The 17290-nt window shown below is 42.0% G+C and carries 26 protein-coding genes, 1 tRNA gene and 6 pseudogenes; 17 read left to right on the top strand and 16 right to left on the bottom strand.

All coding sequences use genetic code 11. The features are described 5' to 3' along the window. Window positions 1-138: 138 nt before the first annotated feature. Window positions 139-714, top strand: coding sequence for a hypothetical protein (locus tag K6984_RS11335; protein WP_221895640.1), 576 nt, complete (start codon window positions 139-141; stop codon window positions 712-714). Here the strand turns inward: K6984_RS11335 and K6984_RS11330 are convergent. The 3 genes from K6984_RS11330 to K6984_RS11320 form a co-directional block, all read right to left on the bottom strand. Further along, window positions 685-993 (bottom strand): hypothetical protein, encoded by a 309-nt coding sequence (locus K6984_RS11330; RefSeq protein WP_221895639.1) that lies wholly within the window; start codon window positions 991-993, stop codon window positions 685-687. The genes K6984_RS11335 and K6984_RS11330 overlap by 30 nt on opposite strands. A gap of 107 nt (window positions 994-1100) precedes the next feature. Then, window positions 1101-2507, bottom strand: a complete 1407-nt coding sequence (locus K6984_RS11325; protein WP_221895638.1) for a transposase — start codon at window positions 2505-2507, stop codon at window positions 1101-1103. A gap of 58 nt (window positions 2508-2565) precedes the next feature. Beyond that, window positions 2566-2796: a hypothetical protein gene (locus K6984_RS11320; protein WP_221895637.1), complete on the bottom strand. Its 231-nt coding sequence runs from the start codon at window positions 2794-2796 to the stop codon at window positions 2566-2568. A gap of 44 nt (window positions 2797-2840) precedes the next feature. Between K6984_RS11320 and K6984_RS11315 the strand changes: the two genes are divergently transcribed. Next, window positions 2841-3833 carry an IS30 family transposase gene (locus K6984_RS11315; protein WP_221895636.1) on the top strand — a complete coding sequence of 331 codons (993 nt, stop codon included), beginning with the start codon at window positions 2841-2843 and terminating at the stop codon, window positions 3831-3833. Here K6984_RS11315 and K6984_RS11310 read toward each other — a convergent pair. Together K6984_RS11310 and K6984_RS33245 are read right to left on the bottom strand one after the other, a co-directional pair. Then, entirely contained in the window at window positions 3807-4067 is a 261-nt protein-coding gene (locus K6984_RS11310) for a hypothetical protein (RefSeq protein WP_221895635.1), read from the bottom strand. The genes K6984_RS11315 and K6984_RS11310 overlap by 27 nt on opposite strands. A 27-nt stretch (window positions 4068-4094) precedes the next feature. After that, a complete protein-coding gene (locus K6984_RS33245; protein WP_263458596.1) occupies window positions 4095-4223 on the bottom strand; it encodes a hypothetical protein in 129 nt (42 codons plus the stop codon). Window positions 4224-4526: 303 nt separating this feature from the next. On the opposite strand from K6984_RS33245, the gene K6984_RS11305 reads away from it, so the two are divergent. The 4 genes and pseudogenes from K6984_RS11305 to K6984_RS36130 all read left to right on the top strand — a co-directional run. Beyond that, window positions 4527-4766, top strand: a complete 240-nt coding sequence (locus K6984_RS11305) for a hypothetical protein (protein WP_221895634.1) — start codon at window positions 4527-4529, stop codon at window positions 4764-4766. Window positions 4767-4840: 74 nt separating this feature from the next. Further along, window positions 4841-5065: a hypothetical protein gene (locus K6984_RS11300; protein ID WP_221895633.1), complete on the top strand. Its 225-nt coding sequence runs from the start codon at window positions 4841-4843 to the stop codon at window positions 5063-5065. Between the two features lie 85 nt (window positions 5066-5150). Continuing rightward, window positions 5151-5234, top strand: a pseudogene (locus tag K6984_RS33240) (multicopper oxidase domain-containing protein); the annotation flags it as partial. 132 nt (window positions 5235-5366) lie between these two features. After that, window positions 5367-5444: pseudogene (locus tag K6984_RS36130) on the top strand (hypothetical protein); the annotation flags it as partial. Window positions 5445-5500: 56 nt separating this feature from the next. Here K6984_RS36130 and K6984_RS30920 read toward each other — a convergent pair. Continuing rightward, the gene (locus K6984_RS30920; RefSeq protein ID WP_230988024.1) at window positions 5501-5653 is read right to left on the bottom strand and encodes a hypothetical protein; all 153 of its coding nucleotides are present in this window, start codon (window positions 5651-5653) and stop codon (window positions 5501-5503) included. 12 nt (window positions 5654-5665) lie between these two features. Here K6984_RS30920 and K6984_RS11285 point away from each other — a divergent pair, with 12 nt between their 5' ends. Next, the gene (locus K6984_RS11285) at window positions 5666-6337 is read left to right on the top strand and encodes a sulfite exporter TauE/SafE family protein (protein WP_221895632.1); all 672 of its coding nucleotides are present in this window, start codon (window positions 5666-5668) and stop codon (window positions 6335-6337) included. Here the strand turns inward: K6984_RS11285 and K6984_RS11280 are convergent. After that, window positions 6247-6525 carry a hypothetical protein gene (locus K6984_RS11280; RefSeq protein WP_221895631.1) on the bottom strand — a complete coding sequence of 93 codons (279 nt, stop codon included), beginning with the start codon at window positions 6523-6525 and terminating at the stop codon, window positions 6247-6249. The genes K6984_RS11285 and K6984_RS11280 overlap by 91 nt on opposite strands. Here K6984_RS11280 and K6984_RS11275 point away from each other — a divergent pair. Together K6984_RS11275 and K6984_RS11270 are read left to right on the top strand one after the other, a co-directional pair. After that, window positions 6482-6646 carry a hypothetical protein gene (locus K6984_RS11275; protein WP_221895630.1) on the top strand — a complete coding sequence of 55 codons (165 nt, stop codon included), beginning with the start codon at window positions 6482-6484 and terminating at the stop codon, window positions 6644-6646. The genes K6984_RS11280 and K6984_RS11275 overlap by 44 nt on opposite strands. Continuing rightward, entirely contained in the window at window positions 6618-6827 is a 210-nt protein-coding gene (locus tag K6984_RS11270) for a sulfite exporter TauE/SafE family protein (protein ID WP_230988047.1), read from the top strand. The genes K6984_RS11275 and K6984_RS11270 overlap by 29 nt, the downstream gene beginning before the upstream one ends. Before the next feature lie 312 nt (window positions 6828-7139). Here the strand turns inward: K6984_RS11270 and K6984_RS11265 are convergent, their stop codons facing one another. Beyond that, window positions 7140-7520, bottom strand: coding sequence for a VanZ family protein (locus K6984_RS11265; RefSeq protein WP_221895628.1), 381 nt, complete (start codon window positions 7518-7520; stop codon window positions 7140-7142). Between the two features lie 32 nt (window positions 7521-7552). Here K6984_RS11265 and K6984_RS11260 point away from each other — a divergent pair, with 32 nt between their 5' ends. Both K6984_RS11260 and K6984_RS11255 read left to right on the top strand, forming a co-directional pair. Further along, window positions 7553-8359 carry a ferritin-like domain-containing protein gene (locus tag K6984_RS11260; RefSeq protein WP_221895627.1) on the top strand — a complete coding sequence of 269 codons (807 nt, stop codon included), beginning with the start codon at window positions 7553-7555 and terminating at the stop codon, window positions 8357-8359. 59 nt (window positions 8360-8418) lie between these two features. Next, window positions 8419-9594, top strand: coding sequence for an NnrS family protein (locus K6984_RS11255; protein WP_221895626.1), 1176 nt, complete (start codon window positions 8419-8421; stop codon window positions 9592-9594). Window positions 9595-9665: 71 nt separating this feature from the next. Here K6984_RS11255 and K6984_RS33235 read toward each other — a convergent pair whose 3' ends face one another. Continuing rightward, window positions 9666-9791, bottom strand: a complete 126-nt coding sequence (locus tag K6984_RS33235; protein WP_263458618.1) for a hypothetical protein — start codon at window positions 9789-9791, stop codon at window positions 9666-9668. A gap of 27 nt (window positions 9792-9818) precedes the next feature. Beyond that, entirely contained in the window at window positions 9819-9947 is a 129-nt protein-coding gene (locus K6984_RS33230; RefSeq protein WP_263458596.1) for a hypothetical protein, read from the bottom strand. A gap of 88 nt (window positions 9948-10035) precedes the next feature. Between K6984_RS33230 and ychF the strand changes: the two genes are divergently transcribed. Both ychF and K6984_RS11245 read left to right on the top strand, forming a co-directional pair. Further along, window positions 10036-11127, top strand: a complete 1092-nt coding sequence (gene ychF, locus K6984_RS11250; protein ID WP_221895625.1) for a redox-regulated ATPase YchF — start codon at window positions 10036-10038, stop codon at window positions 11125-11127. Window positions 11128-11209: 82 nt separating this feature from the next. After that, window positions 11210-11287, top strand: a tRNA-Met gene (locus K6984_RS11245). Window positions 11288-11634: 347 nt separating this feature from the next. On the opposite strand, the pseudogene K6984_RS11240 reads toward K6984_RS11245, so the two are convergent. Next, window positions 11635-12162 (bottom strand): annotated as a pseudogene (locus tag K6984_RS11240) (IS30 family transposase); the annotation flags it as partial. Window positions 12163-12561: 399 nt separating this feature from the next. Next, on the bottom strand, window positions 12562-12816 hold the full coding sequence (locus K6984_RS11235; protein WP_221895623.1) for a hypothetical protein: 255 nt from the start codon (window positions 12814-12816) through the stop codon (window positions 12562-12564). Between K6984_RS11235 and K6984_RS11230 the strand changes: the two genes are divergently transcribed. Then, window positions 12773-12934, top strand: a complete 162-nt coding sequence (locus tag K6984_RS11230) for a hypothetical protein (RefSeq protein ID WP_221895622.1) — start codon at window positions 12773-12775, stop codon at window positions 12932-12934. The two genes, K6984_RS11235 and K6984_RS11230, sit on opposite strands and share 44 nt — an antisense overlap. 132 nt (window positions 12935-13066) lie before the next feature. Then, a pseudogene (locus K6984_RS11225) lies at window positions 13067-13557 on the top strand (type IIL restriction-modification enzyme MmeI); the annotation flags it as partial. On the opposite strand, the gene K6984_RS11220 reads toward K6984_RS11225, so the two are convergent. Further along, window positions 13516-13770 (bottom strand): hypothetical protein, encoded by a 255-nt coding sequence (locus tag K6984_RS11220; RefSeq protein ID WP_221895620.1) that lies wholly within the window; start codon window positions 13768-13770, stop codon window positions 13516-13518. The pseudogene K6984_RS11225 and the gene K6984_RS11220 sit on opposite strands and share 42 nt — an antisense overlap. Window positions 13771-13840: 70 nt before the next feature. Between K6984_RS11220 and K6984_RS36125 the strand changes: the two are divergent. Beyond that, window positions 13841-14047, top strand: a pseudogene (locus K6984_RS36125) (type IIL restriction-modification enzyme MmeI); the annotation flags it as partial. A 241-nt stretch (window positions 14048-14288) separates the two neighbouring features. Here K6984_RS36125 and K6984_RS11210 read toward each other — a convergent pair. The 3 genes and pseudogenes from K6984_RS11210 to K6984_RS11200 all read right to left on the bottom strand — a co-directional run bounded on the left by K6984_RS11210 (window position 14289) and on the right by K6984_RS11200 (window position 17064). Continuing rightward, window positions 14289-15587: a transposase gene (locus K6984_RS11210; protein ID WP_221895624.1), complete on the bottom strand. Its 1299-nt coding sequence runs from the start codon at window positions 15585-15587 to the stop codon at window positions 14289-14291. Between the two features lie 295 nt (window positions 15588-15882). Continuing rightward, window positions 15883-16410: pseudogene (locus K6984_RS11205) on the bottom strand (IS30 family transposase); the annotation flags it as partial. 399 nt (window positions 16411-16809) lie between these two features. After that, window positions 16810-17064: a hypothetical protein gene (locus K6984_RS11200; protein WP_221895623.1), complete on the bottom strand. Its 255-nt coding sequence runs from the start codon at window positions 17062-17064 to the stop codon at window positions 16810-16812. Between K6984_RS11200 and K6984_RS11195 the strand changes: the two genes are divergently transcribed. Then, window positions 17021-17182, top strand: a complete 162-nt coding sequence (locus K6984_RS11195; protein WP_221895622.1) for a hypothetical protein — start codon at window positions 17021-17023, stop codon at window positions 17180-17182. The genes K6984_RS11200 and K6984_RS11195 overlap by 44 nt on opposite strands. The last annotated feature ends 108 nt before the right edge of the window (window positions 17183-17290 follow it).

Here is a 17290-nt window from a genome sequence, read left to right as displayed (position 1 = left end):
TTTTAAAAAGTTGATATAGCAGCTATTTATGAGGGTGATGTGAAAAATAGGTTACAGCAATTATTAGTATTACTTCTGCTCACGGGCTCGTTTGCGAGTAATGCAAATGTGTTGGAGTTGCAACGCAAGAGCTTTCTGATGGCCGAACAGATGATTAGCTCGGGTGATGATAAGGGCTATGCTGTTATTAGCGCTGGACTAAAAACATACCCCCTGTATTTTTATTTGCAATACCAATGGTTAAGCAAGCATCTTGACCAAGAGAAGCAAATTCTTCACTTTCTAAATAAGAGTCACAAGTCTTTATATGCGCGTAAATTACGCCGGAAATGGCTGAATCATCTTTATAAGCAGGGCAAGTGGGATAGCTTTGTAGCGAATTACCGATCATCTAGCAGTCAATTAATGCAGTGCCGGTATCATTGGGCTGAGTATCAGCGTAATTATAAGACTAAGGCGTTAACCGCGACACAAAAAATCTGGTTAACAGGTCATTCCTTACCGAAAGATTGTGATCCGCTACTGAACAAATTTACTCAGTCCTCTTTTTTAACCCAAAAGTTGATTTGGCAGCGGTTTATTCTGGCGGCTAAAGCCAGGCAATATAGTCTAGCAACTTATTTAAGTAAGAAACTTAACAGTGCAACGGCGGTAAAAGCCGCAGATAAATGGCTAAAGCTGACATCAGTGTTCCCCTATCAATTGAGGCGGTAAAACTAACCTCGCCACAAGAGAGCTCATAAAGCACTGTGAAGACATTCCTGTTATTATTGCGTTTTGAACTGCCCGAATGGTATACGAGCTGATACGAGATATTCTTGCCTGGAAAAATAATGGATTCACAAAACGATCTCGTTTTTGGGCCTGTTGCTGCCTAATCTCCAGAGCCTCGCTATATTTTTTATCCGATGGATGAATCAATTCTGGCTGTTGTGTTTTTGGAATCTCTTCAAACACGCGCATTAAATTATAGCTCATTGCAGTCAGGCGCATTTGATTTTCAAGTGAGCGGGTATTGGAAGACCAAGCTTTAGTTTCCTTGAAATTACTTTTACTCGATGTTCAAGTTTTTCCATCCCATTGCCATCAAACTCTTACCTTCACCCAGCAGAACAATACTTTAATGATGCTGTTGGCCCTAAGCGCCCTAAATCTCTGCCAGTCATATGTTTTCCTGATGGCATCAGTTGAAACACATCCTTTATTAATTCACCTAACTCTTTCAGCTTATCACCAGGATCTGGAAACTTTAGCAATGACGTGATGAACTCAAGCAGTACATCCATTTGAGACTTGCGCTGTAAGCTACCTACGGTATACGCAGGTAGTTTGCTTTCAATGCGGGCTATTTGCTCTGGGTGAAGGAGAAGGCAATGGTCAAACAAAAGACTCAGAATCAGGCCACGGCTTGATCCCTCTTCATCTAATTGTTTGGCCTCACGCCCCCATCCTTCATAAAGCTTCCAGTCCTCAAAGAAAACCTCAATCAGCCATCTCAACGTATAGGCTTGAATAATATCTTGTGTGCGCCAAGTCAGGTCTGTCGCCACTAAATAGCGATAGTCGTTTTCACCGTCATATTTTAAGGCAATGACAAAGCGTTTTTTACTGTGAGAACTCACCTTTAATCGTGCACTGCTGACAGTCACTTTAATCTCTTTTCCGCCACGTACACGTATTATCTGATCAATGCCTTTGTTAATCGAATTAAAGTAGCTCTCGACTGACCTTATTCTACCTCTATATTCAATATTTTGGTTTTTACGTAATTGGCTAATCACCTGCGAGCCTCCAGATTCTTTAGCGGCTTCGTCCATAAAGGCTTTTTCACCATACAGCGCATCAGCCTGTACGCCTTTAATTTTAATCAGGCTATGCGCAACTTTAAACTCTTTTAATAAGCCTAATGCAATCTCTGTTTTGGTCGGGTAGGCACTGTCACGTTCAGGCTTAATAGGCCGATCTTTTTTTGCTATACCGCTCTTTTTCAACCGTTTATCTTCTTTATCCCACTGCTTTAAGGCTGGATCCGGCATATAAAAGAAAAAACCGACAGGCACTGTAATGGATGAGGTAACTAGCAGCAATAATACTATCGTTTGTCCATTAACATACCCGCCGGAGCCTTTGTGTTTCTGCTTGTAAACCTTATAAATACGTTTTGTAGACTTAGATCGTGCTCGGTCTGATTCATCAAAGGCCAACACACCTTCAGTAATGCCATAACGTTTTAAAATTAAGACCACACTCACCCGTAGCAACCAGTCCCAGGGTATACTTGCTTTACGAAACACCCAGGATAATGCGGCTACTTTGCAATCTCCAAGGCTTGCTCGCTCAAACTTAGCCCAGCAAACAGAGTTCATTAGCAGTATGCCCGTTAAACAAGCGCCCAACCAAGCGGCTTGAATCCGTGTCAAAGCGGCTCCGGGTTTTAGCTGATTGAGCGCATCATTTAAATCGTCAATATAGCTTTGGATAAAGGTGGCTGGGGCATTCATTAACATGGGCTTACACCGATAAAATTACAACAACCTCAGAATACCTGATTTTACCTTCTCAATATCAAAAACTTGAACATCGAGTTTTACGTAATTGGCTAATCACCTGCGAGCCTCCAGATTCTTTAGCGGCTTCGTCCATAAAGGCTTTTTCACCATACAGCGCATCAGCCAGTACGCCTTTAATTTTAATCAGGCTATGCGCAACTTTAAACTCTCCTGAATTCGTATAATAAGTGCATAACCCTCTGCAAGTATTGGCTAGACTAACACCTGTTGAATTAAGACAAGACATAGGTGTAAAGTAAACAGCTACCAAACAATTTACAGAGGCTACAAATGAGCTATACACACCTATGTCCTGAAGAAAGATATTATATAGAAATTGAATTAAAAAAGGGAACTTCACAGAATAAAATAGCAGAAGCCTTAGAACGAAGCCAAAGCAATATTTCACGCGAGATTAAACGCAATACAGGTCAAAGAGGCTACAGGCATAAACAAGCAGAAGATTTTGCCCAAGAACGACACAAAAACAAGCCTAAAGAGGTTAAATTAACGGATGAAATAAAAGGCATTGTTAATGTTCGCATTGAGGATGACTGGAGTCCTGAGCAGATTGCAGGGCGGTTAAAACAAGAAGGTATAATTAGTCTTCATCATGAAACAATCTACCAGCATATTCTGGCGGACAAAAAGGCAGGGGGTGAACTATACAAGCATCTTCGGCATCAGAACAAAACCTATCGCAAGCGGTATGGGTCAGCCCATAATAGGACAGGAATCCCTAATAGAGTCGATATAGATGAGCGTCCTGAAGAGGTCAACAACCGTAAGCGTATAGGTGATTGGGAGGCAGATACAATCATTGGGAAAAATCACAAAGGGGCGATTGTAACGCTGGATGAGCGAGTCTCTAAATTACGGTTGGCCTTCCCTTTAGCGGGGAAAAAGGCTCAATATGTATTAGACGCAACTATTTTAATGCTTGATCCTATAAAAAGCTTTGTTAAAACAATTACTTTTGATAACGGGAAAGAGTTTACCCTGCATGAAAAAATAGCAGAAGCACTAGGTTGTGATACGTATTTTTCGACTCCCTACAGCTCTTGGGAAAGAGGGCAAAATGAGAATGCTAATGGCTTATTAAGACAGTATTTCCCTAAAGTAATGGAGTTGATTGATGTTACGATAAAAGAGGTTTTTATAGCCGTTGATAAGCTAAATAGTCGCCCTAAAAAGTGTCTCAATTACAAAACACCTTATGAGGTATTTGAAGGGCTGACTGGGATAGATATGAAAAATTTATTGGGTTATGCACTTATGAATTGAATTCAGGTCTTTTAATAAGCCTAATGCAATCTCTGTTTTGGTCGGGTAGGCACTGTCACGTTCAGGCTTAATAGGCCGATATTTTTTTGCTATACCGCTCTTTTTCAACCGTCGCTGAAAATCAGGGAAACGGAGCCTAAGCGAAGTGATGATTTTTAGTCCGCGATAGCCGTAGGGCCGTTGTTTTGTCGGAGTCTGAGCGTTAGCGAAGGTGGAGACAAAATAAAAGGCCATCCGACACGGCGTCAAGTCATTTGGAGCCTATGTTCCGACCCCTTGTTGGGTCGGGACGAGGTGACGAGGACGAATCGGGGCCGCCGGAGGCATAAGTGGTCGCGTTAAGTTTTTGCTGCTTGCTTGGGCTGGGATGCCCAAAACAAGCTTTCGCAAAAATAGCGACTCCCCGAAGAATACCTGATTTTACCTTCTCAATATCAAAAACTTGAACATCGAGTAAAAGTAATTTCAAGCTGAAGTTTCCCAATTATTGAGTAGCTGAAATACACAATGCTGGTGTATCGAGGTTTATTTTAGGTGGTTTTGCCATGTTTATAGCAAACCCCTACTTAATTCCCCTTAGGCAATAGCATTTGAAACGAATGAAAAGACTATTTTTTTCATATACAGGCGCGCCATGCTACCTCACGAAATTCCGGGACTCCTGTCGCCATAATTCGTTCACCTACGCAGCGGATGGGAGATGCCCTGAACGCCCTGCGTCCGCAACGACTACGCACAAAAGCCGCTTCGTCATTACTACCTCACTGGCTGGACGGCTATTCGGAATGCAATTCTTGCTCCTCTCGCGTGCTGCTAGCACACGTCGAATCAGCGAATTGCCCTGTCGCCTATCAGGGACTAAAAATCACCACTTCGCTAAGCTCCGTTTCCATGATTTTCAGCGGTTGTAGCATAGTTTCAATTTTACCATAAATAATTATTGGGAAACTTCAGATTTCAAGGAAACTAAAGCTTGGTCTTCCAATACCCGCTCACTTGAAAATCAAATGCGCCTGACTGCAATGAGCTATAATTTAATGCGCGTGTTTGAAGAGATTCCAAAAACACAACAGCCAGAATTGATTCATCCATCGGATAAAAAATATAGCGAGGCTCTGGAGATAAGGCAGCAACAGGCCCAAAAACGAGATCGTTTTGTGAATCCATTATTTTCTAGGCAAGAATATCTCGTATCTGCTCGTATACCATTCGAGCAGTTCAAAACGCAATAATAACAGGAATGTCTTTACAGTGCTTTATGAGCTCTCTTGTGGCGAGGTTAGTTTCACGGCCTCAATTGATAGGGGAGCACTGATGGACTATACCTGTATTTTTATGTATCACTGCCACAACCTAGAGCATGAAGATATGGGTATGATGCGTGATCTATTGGTGAAATAGGTGCTTATGCAACAGAATGGAAATAAAATCATTTTGGCACTTGCTCATTAAATAGAAGCGCAGGAAAACCTTATGCAAACAAGCAAAAAGATCAATATTAAAGGAATGGTCTGTGGTGGTTGAGAGGCAGTTATAGAAGAAGCAGTCAACAACATAGACGGGGTTATTGAGGTCAAAGTTGATTATCCTGCTGGGCTATGTACTGTTAGTTTTGAAAATAATAAGACCAGCCTCGAAAATATTTATCAGGTTATTGAAGGCAAAGGCTACCAGCTAGGTCTGGCTCCCGCTGTCAGCCCCGGACGGGCTGATAGTCTCCAGAAGGCGCAGGGAAATTTGCCAATCCGAAGTGCGCGATAGCGCGCGAGGGAGGCTAAAATTTTATCCCGAATAGCCGTAGAGCCATTTGTGGTAGCCATGACTGAGCTGCTTTGTGCTCAGTCTGTGGCGGACGCAGGGCGGCTGGAGCATCTCCTATTCGCTGCGTAGGTGAACGAATTACGGCGACAGGAGTCCCGGAATTTCGTGAGGTAGCATGGCGCGCCTGGATTAATAAAAGGAATGTGTTTATCAAAATCAGTATTTCGATACTGGCATTAATCGGCATTGTTGTGATTATGTTTTTTTCACGCAAATTATGGCATCAATTCAATGTGCCTGATATTAGCTCGCAATTAAGTTACGGCATGATTTTTGTGGTAGGTTTAATTACCGGACTGCATTGTATCGGTATGTGTGGAAATTTTGTCATTCGCTATACCGTTAAAGATGCTGAGCAGGGGCATTCAGCTTATTTTTCACATTTACTTTATGCTGCGGGAAAAACAATTTCTTATGCCATGTTTGGTGCGCTGTTTGGTTTTATAGGTTCAGTGGTCAGCATTACGCCCTTTATCAGTGGCGTGAGTATTTTATTGGCAGGCGTGTTTTTAATTATTTTTGGACTCAATACGCTCAATTTATTTGCTGAATTAAAACGAGTCCGTATTAAACAGCCACAGAGCATGGCTCGCTATGCTAACAAAAAACGACGTAATTCGCGCAGCCCCTTTTTTATTGGCTTTTTCACAGGTTTTCTATCGCTGAAAATCATGGAAACGTAGCTTAGCGAAGTGGTGATTTTTAGTCCCTGATAGGCGACAGGGCAATTCGCTGATTCGACGTGTGCTAGCAGCACGCGAGAGGAGCAAGAATTGCATTCCGAATAGCCGTCCAGCCAGTGAGGTAGTAATGACGAAGCGTCTTTTGTGCGTAGTCGTTGCGGACGCAGGGCGTTCAGGGCATCTCCCATCCGCTGCGTAGGTGAACGAATTATGGCGACAGGAGTCCCGGAATTTCGTGAGGTAGCATGGCGCGCCTGTGGGCTGTGGTCCTTTGCAAGCCATGTATGTAATGGCTGCCGGCAATGCTGATCCGATTGAAGGTGCAAAGTTTTTAGTGGCATTTGGCTTAGGTACCTTACCCGCTTTGCTAGGTTTTGGTATGGCTACACGCTGGCTATCAGGCGCAATGACCCAGAGGATTACAAAAATTTCCGGAGTTATTTTGCTAGTGATGGGGCTCCATGATTTTCAGCGTCAGTATGAGTGCTGATGGATTTTAAATTGGATGGTTGATAATTGATATATTTAACTATCAGTCGGGCAGCCAATAGCAGCTCTAATCTCGAAGTGATATTAGGTACTGCACAAACTTATGCCACGAATGATACGTTTCCTATCGTCAGCGCATCCTATATGGAACTTAGAAACCGCAGTTGAGCACAGATTGATTCACAAACTGTGCAGCGGAGGACACTCACCCAGCAGGTGACAAATTTTTACGATCATTATTTTTAATATTCAGCGGATTACAATGTTATATAGCGGTCAACTGCGGTTTCTAGGTTGAAGGAAAGCTTAGGTTTTACACATGGCTAAAACATCTCCTGTGACACAGGTAATACCAGCCAAGAAATAATATCGCCCCAACAGTATCAGCTAGCCAGTCATTAACATCACTTATTCTTCCTGGCACAAATGACTGATGCCATTCATCTAACACCCCATAAACACTGCAAAATACCAGGCTACTTAACAGCAACATGGTTAGGGATGATATGAAATGACACAATGCACGCAGTGTGAAGACAGCCAGCACAAAATAGGCTCCTGCATGGACCACTTTATCCTGGTGTTGAAATAACTCAGGCGTAGGAAGAGTAGACTGGGCTGAGAGCCAGTAAATCAGAACGCAGTAGAGGATAAGCTGTGCGCTGTCTAATGCTTTGCTATAATGGTTAGTCATGTGAGATTTGGGTGAAACTGTGGCTTTGATAAATGAATAATGTATTTGATTATGCTGCAGCTTGCTTGCACCGAACAGAGGTTGATGAAAAATTGCGATTGACGGCAGAAGCCTGGCAATTATATCAACAGGGTGAATTAAAGTTTGATTCTTTATCTGCGTCATTTGGGATAGAGCATGTATGCTTTCCTGAGAAGCCCGAACTACTTGCGCCACGATTTATGGCAAGACGTAAATTAGGCACACCTGAAGGTGTGCAAGCCTTTTACCACGCTTTGGCGCATATTGAATTTATTGCCATTTATCTTGCCTGGGATATACTTTACCGGTTTCGAGATTTGCCTCAGGAATTTTATCAAGACTGGTTACGGGTTGCACAAGAAGATGCTGTGCATTTTAATTTGATTCGTAGTCATTTAAGGACGTTAGGCATAGATTATGGCGACTTGCCGGCACATCAGGGGCTGTGGGAGCATGCGCAAGATACTGCACACGACTTATTGGCACGGCTTGCGATTATTCCCCGGTGTATGGAAGCCAGAGGGCTGGATGTTACTCCCGGGATGATAGAGAAAATTCGCATATTAAAAGATGGTGCCGGGGTTAAAATTCTACAGCGCATACTCGAAGATGAGCAGCAGCATGTGGCAATTGGTTCAAAATGGTTTAACCAGCAGTGTCAGGCACAGGCACAGGCACAGGCTCTGGAACCAGTAGCAACTTTTAGAAAAATGATTTTAAAGTATTTTAAGAATAACAAGCCGAAAGGTCCCTTTAATGTCGAAATGCGCTTAAAAGCAGGTTTCACTGCAAAAGAATTAGCCTGGCTGGCAGAGTGATCATAATTTATACAGCACATGCTGGCTGTATCGTACAATAACGGTTGAGTAGAAACACTATGAAACATAGCAAACCCTTTAATATTCCATTTTTTGCGCTAGGATTTAGAACCTTTTTTGTACTATCAGGAATATCCGCCTTAATCTTGATGATTTTATGGCGATCCTTATATGATGGCAGCCTGGTGGTGGACAATTATTTTGCTAATAACTACTGGCATGCACATGAAATGTTACTGGGCTATAGCGTTGCAGTGATTTCCGGTTTTTTATTAACGGCGGTAAAAAACTGGACAGGGCAGCAAACTTTAACAGGTGCTGGACTGGCTTGCTTGGCGTTATTATGGGTTTATGGCAGAATTTTGCCCTTTTACTCTGGGCTATTAGCGGATGAATTTATCGCTTTAGTTGAATTCCTGTATTTACCAGTGCTTGCGTTTTGTCTGCTCAAGCCCATTATGGCGGCGCAATATATGCGAGGGTATATTTTTATTGGACTGCTATTGATTATGAGCCTTGGTAATGGGCTTATTCATATGGAAATCCTGGGGCTGGCGGAGCAAACTGCCTGGGCAGGTTTTCAAATAGTTATCGCGTTGATTATAGTGATGATTCTGGTGATAGCGGGTCGGGTGTTTCCATTTTTTACAGAAAAGGGGCTTTCGGGTACATTAATAGTTCGCAACCCATTATATGATGCACTATCAATTGCTTCGGCAGTGCTGGTTTTTGCATTATCTATTATGCAGGTTTCGGGCGCTCTTTTAGCGGTAGCGGCAAGCTTTGCGACAGTTATCAATATATTAAGAGTGAAGGACTGGTATGAATTTAGAGTCTGGTTCGTTCCCTTGCTATGGGTGCTATATATAGGCTATGCCTGGATAATCATCGGATTTTTTTTAACAGCACTCGGCGCATTAGGTATTATTCAGCCTAGTCTGGCATTACATGCTTTTACTGTAGGGGGTATAGGTGTCATTACTCTGGGAATGATGGCGCGGGTATCTTTAGGCCATACAGGGAGAGCATTAAAAGCATCGCAAGCAATGGCCATTGCATTTGTTTTGATTAATTTAGCCGCGCTGGTAAGAGTCTTAATACCTATACTATTCCCCGGTTGGTATACCACTATAATTTATGCGTCAACCATCTTATGGTTAGTCGCTTTTGCGTTGTTTGCCTTTGTCTATACGCCAATCTTAAGTTCTGCAAGGGTGGATGGCATGCAAGGCTGAGTATGAGAATAGGGCGTGGCTTTAGCCGGTTTTTTTCCATACTTGTGATCATGGCGAGCTAAACCCAGGTTCTACCGCTGAAAATCCTGGAAACGGAGCTTTAGCGAAGTGAAGATTTTTAGTCCGCGATAGCCGTAGGGCCGTTGTTTTGTCGGAGTCTGAGCGTTAGCGAAGGTGGAGACAAAATAAAAGGCCATCCGACACGGCGTCAAGTCATTTGGAGCCTATGTTCCGACCCCTTGTTGGGTCGGGACGAGGTGACGAGGACGAATCGGGGCCGCCGGAGGCATAAGTGGTCGCGTTAAGTTTTTGCTGCTTGCTTGGGCTGGGATGCCCAAAACAAGCTTTCGCAAAAATAGCGACTCCCCGACGATATAAAAAATTCACTCACTGCTATACAGGCAGAGAGGCAAATCTTAACTTTATTAACCAAGAGAAAATATGGCACTTTATTGTGGAATTGTCGGTTTACCCAATGTGGGTAAATCAACCTTATTTAATGCATTGACTAATGCTGAAATTTCGGCGGAAAATTACCCCTTCTGTACGATAGACCCAAATGTTGGGGTTGTTCCTGTGCCAGATGCCCGTATGGATGCACTGGCAGACATAGTAAAACCAGAGCGTGTATTACCTACCACAATAGAATTTGTGGATATAGCCGGATTAGTCGCAGGCGCATCAAAAGGTGAGGGGCTAGGTAATAAATTTTTGGGGAATATCCGCGAAACAGATGCGATTGTTCATGTAGTACGTTGCTTTGAAGATGAAAATGTCGTACATGTCGCTGGGAAAATTGACCCAATTGGTGATATAGAAGTTATCAACACTGAGTTAGCCTTAGCAGATATGGCCAGTATTGAAAAAGCACTGGTAAAATCCGGTAAAGCGGCGAGAACAGGTAACAAAGAAGAGCTGGCAAAAAAAACATTGTATGAAAAAATCCTTAAGCACCTGGATGAAGGCGGCCAGGTGCGATCTTTAAGCTTGTCAGACGATGAGTTGCTGTTGATCAAAGATTTGTTTTTATTGACGATAAAACCCACCATGTATGTTGCTAATGTACAAGAAGACGGTTTTGAAAATAACCCTTTACTAGATGCAGTACAGGCACTGGCAGATAAAGAAGGAGCAGTAGTCGTGTCAGTCTGTGCGGCAATAGAAGCCGATATAATCCAGTTAGAAGAAGATGAAAAACAGGAGTTTATGGATGACCTGGGGCTAGAAGAACCTGGGTTAAATCGTGTAATTAGAGCAGCTTATAAATTACTTGATTTATCCACTTACTTTACAGCGGGGGTGATGGAAGTAAGAGCCTGGACTATTCCAGTAGGCGCATCCGCACCACAAGCTGCAGGCGTTATCCATACCGATTTTGAAAAAGGATTTATTCGTGCCGAAGTAATCGCTTATGACGATTTCGTTCAATACAAAGGAGAACAGGGTGCAAAAGATGCCGGAAAATGGCGTCTGGAAGGTAAAGACTATATTGTGCAAGATGGTGACGTAGTACACTTTCGCTTTAACGTATAATTTGTAATTGACGACTATCAAAAGAGCGGTTATACTTTCCGCTCTTTATTAGGGTTGCTTATCAAGTAACACATCAAGATAAGGCGATATAGCTCAGTCCGGTTAGAGCGCAGGATTCATAACCCTGAGGTCGTAGGTTCGATCCCCACTATCGCCACCATTCTTTTCAGTATACATCTTCTATACCTATATAGGTACTTTAGTTTCAAGTAGTTACACTACATACTTGGAAGTGTATAGCGAAGCTCTGTCTAAGCTACTGCATAATATTGCAGTAACTTTTATAGTAACTACAGAATATGCAGTAATTGCATTAGGAGTTACTGCAAATGGCTAAAGAACTTCTTACAGATATTGTTATCCGGTCAGCTAAACCAACTACTAATGTAATGGTCAACAAAAACCGGACACTATTTAAGACTGAAGTTTCCCAATAATTATTTATGGTAAAATTGAAACTATGCTACAACTATATGAAAAAAACAGTCTTTTCATTCGTTTCAAATGCTATTGCCTAAGGGGAATTAAGTAGGGGTTTGCTATAAACATGGAAAAACCACCTAAAATAAACCTCGATACACCAGCATTGTGTATTTCAGCGGTTGCGTCTAATACATATTGAGCCTTTTTCCCCGCTAAAGGGAAGGCCAACCGTAATTTAGAGACTCGCTCATCCAACGTTACAATCGCCCCTTTGTGATTTTTCCCAATGATTGTATCTGCCTCCCAACCACCTATACGCTTACGGTTGTTGACCTCTTCAGGACGCTCATCTATATCGACTCTATTAGGGATTCCTGTCCTATTATGGGCTGACCCATACCGCTTGCGATAGGTTTTGTTCTGATGCCGAAGATGCTTGTATAGTTCACCCCCTGCCTTTTTGTCCGCCAGAATATGCTGGTAGATTGTTTCATGATGAAGACTAATTATACCTTCTTGTTTTAACCGCCCTGCAATCTGCTCAGGACTCCAGTCATCCTCAATGCGAACATTAACAATGCCTTTTATTTCATCCGTTAATTTAACCTCTTTAGCCCATCTTCGTCACTTTCATCTTTCTAAGCCATTGATTCATCGGTTTAAGCGATTTTTTGTCGAAAAATTCTCTTTAAAATCAATGGTGTTTTTTTTGAAAGTTTTGTAGTGCCATTTATATTATTTTTGTCGATAAATTCATTGACTTTTGTCAAAAAAATCATCATTATTTGAGTGTAATTTACATGCGACAAAAATACTCTAAAAAATCCAACGTTTTATACAAAAACACAAAATCTGTAGTGCCAACTGGCTACTTTTTAAAATTTCAACCAATTGATTTATAACAACTACATCATCAATAGTGACGAAGATGGGTTAGGCTTGTTTTTGTGTCGTTCTTGGGCAAAATCTTCTGCTTGTTTATGCCTGTAGCCTCTTTGACCTGTATTGCGTTTAATCTCGCGTGAAATATTGCTTTGGCTTCGTTCTAAGGCTTCCGCTGAAAATCATGGAAACGGAGCTTAGCGAAGTGGTGACTTTTAGTCCCTGATAGGCGACAGGGCAATTCGCTGATTCGACGTGTGCTAGCAGCACGCGAGAGGAGCAAGAATTGCATTCCGAATAGCCGTCCAGCCAGTGAGGTAGTAATGACGAAGCGGCTTTTGTGCGTAGTCGTTGCGGACGCAGGGCGTTCAGGGCATCTCCCATCCGCTGCGTAGGTGAACGAATTATGGCGACAGGAGTCCCAGAATTTCGTGAGGTAGCATGGCGCGCCTGTGCTATTTTATTCTGTGAAGTTCCCTTTTTTAATTCAATTTCTATATAATATCTTTCTTCAGGACATAGGTGTGTATAGCTCATTTGTAGCCTCTGTAAGTTGTTTGGTAGCTGTTTACTTTACACCTATGTCTTGTCTTAATTCAACAGGTGTTAGTCTAGCCAATACTTGCAGAGGGTTATGCACTTATTATACGAATTCAGGTCCAGCCTCAATAAAGAATCATTTATTTATGATTTATTATTAGTCTATGGACAGCCCAAATCTTCTATTACTCGACTGCATAAAGGTGACTATAACTTGTCTAAAGTTGACGGTGAAATACTCTGGAAGAAAAAGATTTTTTTCAAACAAGAAAAGACGGCTGACCTACATGTCTTGATTGGCCAGCTAAAAACGGATAAGACAATAGCCAAACAGCACCCCCGTTTTATCGTTATCACGGATTTTAAATCTTTATTGGCAATCGACACAAAAACAGCCGATAGCTTAGATATTCCCCTAGCTGACCTGGCTAAACATTATGATTTTTTCTGCCTTGGGCTGGGATGTAAAAATCTCAGTTGCAAAATGAAAACCCTGCGGATGTAAAAGCAGCGGAGCGCATGGGGCGATTGTATGACTTAATTTTAGAAGATAATCCCACAGAAGAAAAAGACCAGATACACGCATTCGCTGAAAATCATGGAAACGGAGCTTAGCGAAGTGGTGATTTTTAGTCCCTGATAGGCGACAGGGCAATTCGCTGATTCGACGTGTGCTAGCAGCACGCGAGAGGAGCAAGAATTGCATTCCGAATAGCCGTCCAGCCAGTGAGGTAGTAATGACGAAGCGGCTTTTGTGCGTAGTCGTTGCGGACGCAGGGCGTTCAGGGCATCTCCCATCCGCTGCGTAGGTGAACGAATTATGGCGACAGGAGTCCCGGAATTTCGTGAGGTAGCATGGCGCGCCTGGAATATCTTTCTTTCTCGTTTGTTATTTTGTTTTTTTGCCGAAGATACGAGGATTTTTAAGGCAGGACAATTTACTAATGCCATCGCCTCGCATACTGCTAAAGATGGCAAGGATTTACAAGCTTATCTGCAAAAATTATTCAGCGTACTTAATTTACAAGGCCGAACCGATTACCCGCAATTTTTACAAGACTTTCCCTATGTGAATGTTATTGCCCTACAACCGGATACAGGAGTATTTCGCTGATCAATTAGATATGCCGATTAGTGAAGGCTCTATCTATAATCTGAAGTTTCCCAATTATTGAGTAGCTGAAATACACAATGCTGGTGTATCGAGGTTTATTTTAGGTGGTTTTGCCATGTTTATAGCAACCCCCTACGTAATTCCCCTTAGGCAATAGCATTTGAAATGAATGAAAAGACTATTTTTTTTCATATAGTTGTCATCAGTGTTCCCCTATCAATTGATGCCGTGAGACTAACCTCGCCACAAGAGAGCTCATAAAGCACTGTAAAGACATTCCTGTTATTATTGCGTTTTGAACTGCCCGAATGGTATACGAGCTGATACGAGATATTCTTGCCTGGAAAAATAATGGATTCACAAAACGATCTCGTTTTTGAGCCTGTTGCTGCCTTATCTCCAGAGCCTCGCTATATTTTTTATCCGATGGATGAATCAATTCTGGCTGTTGTGTTTTTGAACTCTCTTCAAACACGCGCATTAAATTATAGCTCATTGCAGTCAGGCGCATTTGATTTTCAAGTGAGCGGGTATTGGAAGACCAAGCTTTAGTTTCCTTGAAATTACTTTTAGTGTTATTGAATGTCTTTTCAATCGTCCATCGCTTGAAATACAGCATGGCAATGGTTCCAGGGTTAATAGTCATTGGCAAGGTTGTCACAAACCGGTGAAGTTTTCCGGTTTCTGGATCACGGTAATCCACCACGTTAAATTTGATGCCCTTGTTTTCGTACACACTGTATGCTTCAACCCCTGTATTGATCTCATGGCGGGAGTCAAAAGGGATAGACTCAACCAGAGTCGCAATTGAATTTTCTTTTAGCATTGAAATCATGTAATTAGCATGTCGTTTCTGCCGATCCCACCAGACAAAGTCGGTGACGGCTTTATCGTAGACATAGAGATGTTTCTGAGAGCTGTTATTTCCCTTGTTTTGCTTTTCAATATGATCTCGTAACACAGGTATTTCTTGATGCCTCTGAGTTCCGTTTGTCACCAGACAAAGAAATCTGAGCAACCCACTTCTGAGATTCAACGCGTAAATCCCCCCAGCCGCATAAACTTTCCCCTTGCTGTTTTTTTCAGTATGGCAGGCATGATCAATAAAATGTCCATCCGCTGCTTCTATGGTGTATTCGTCAAGTTCCGGGAATGCTTTAAGATAATCAATGCCTTGCGATAGCAGTGTTTCAGCGTGAAGATGATAGCTCTGCTGTTCAAATGCCTCAAGCATACTTGTTCGTCTATGCGACTTCAGTGATTTAAAATACGTTGAGTGGGGAAGCAGCTGGCCATAAATCTGTTCATTGGTTTGGAGGAAATGGCGACCACTATCGACTACACTGATACAGCGTAATAACCCAAGGCGAATAAAGTCGATATCCTTCAACTCTGGGCATGAACGAGCCCACAAAGGATGACGCTCTGCTAACAGGGCACGTTCCATACTTTCATTGCAGTGTTGGTGAATATGTTCAGAGAGTGGTAGGTCTTTAAGCATGGGTGATATCCGTTTATGAGGTGATTAAAACGGAAATTTTTAGAAAAATTTTTTCGGCAATTGCAAGCTTTATTTGAAATTATTTGTTGTTTTTTTACGGTGCCTACAGAGTGTCTATTTTCTGTTATAAGTGATTAAAATCAAAAAGATGGAAATATTCGAGTGGTGCTACCTTCAGGTAGGTTATAGGCTGCTTTGTTTAGGTACTTCTTCTTTCAATGGGAACACTGATGGTTAAAATTGAAACTATGCTACAACTATATGAAAAAAACAGTCTTTTCATTCGTTTCAAATGCTATTGCCTAAGGGGAATTAAGTAGGGGTTTGCTATAAACATGGAAAAACCACCTAAAATAAACCTCGATACACCAGCATTGTGTATTTCAGCGGTTGCGTCTAATACATATTGAGCCTTTTTCCCCGCTAAAGGGAAGGCCAACCGTAATTTAGAGACTCGCTCATCCAACGTTACAATCGCCCCTTTGTGATTTTTCCCAATGATTGTATCTGCCTCCCAACCACCTATACGCTTACGGTTGTTGACCTCTTCAGGACGCTCATCTATATCGACTCTATTAGGGATTCCTGTCCTATTATGGGCTGACCCATACCGCTTGCGATAGGTTTTGTTCTGATGCCGAAGATGCTTGTATAGTTCACCCCCTGCCTTTTTGTCCGCCAGAATATGCTGGTAGATTGTTTCATGATGAAGACTAATTATACCTTCTTGTTTTAACCGCCCTGCAATCTGCTCAGGACTCCAGTCATCCTCAATGCGAACATTAACAATGCCTTTTATTTCATCCGTTAATTTAACCTCTTTAGCCCATCTTCGTCACTTTCATCTTTCTAAGCCATTGATTCATCGGTTTAAGCGATTTTTTGTCGAAAAATTCTCTTTAAAATCAATGGTGTTTTTTTTGAAAGTTTTGTAGTGCCATTTATATTATTTTTGTCGATAAATTCATTGACTTTTGTCAAAAAAATCATCATTATTTGAGTGTAATTTACATGCGACAAAAATACTCTAAAAAATCCAACGTTTTATACAAAAACACAAAATCTGTAGTGCCAACTGGCTACTTTTTAAAATTTCAACCAATTGATTTATAACAACTACATCATCAATAGTGACGAAGATGGGTTAGGCTTGTTTTTGTGTCGTTCTTGGGCAAAATCTTCTGCTTGTTTATGCCTGTAGCCTCTTTGACCTGTATTGCGTTTAATCTCGCGTGAAATATTGCTTTGGCTTCGTTCTAAGGCTTCCGCTGAAAATCATGGAAACGGAGCTTAGCGAAGTGGTGACTTTTAGTCCCTGATAGGCGACAGGGCAATTCGCTGATTCGACGTGTGCTAGCAGCACGCGAGAGGAGCAAGAATTGCATTCCGAATAGCCGTCCAGCCAGTGAGGTAGTAATGACGAAGCGGCTTTTGTGCGTAGTCGTTGCGGACGCAGGGCGTTCAGGGCATCTCCCATCCGCTGCGTAGGTGAACGAATTATGGCGACAGGAGTCCCAGAATTTCGTGAGGTAGCATGGCGCGCCTGTGCTATTTTATTCTGTGAAGTTCCCTTTTTTAATTCAATTTCTATATAATATCTTTCTTCAGGACATAGGTGTGTATAGCTCATTTGTAGCCTCTGTAAGTTGTTTGGTAGCTGTTTACTTTACACCTATGTCTTGTCTTAATTCAACAGGTGTTAG

It is taken from the genome of Bathymodiolus japonicus methanotrophic gill symbiont (assembly GCF_019721995.1).
In the GTDB taxonomy this organism is placed as follows: domain Bacteria; phylum Pseudomonadota; class Gammaproteobacteria; order Methylococcales; family Methylomonadaceae; genus Methyloprofundus.
This window is presented reverse-complemented; position numbering and strand designations above follow the sequence as displayed.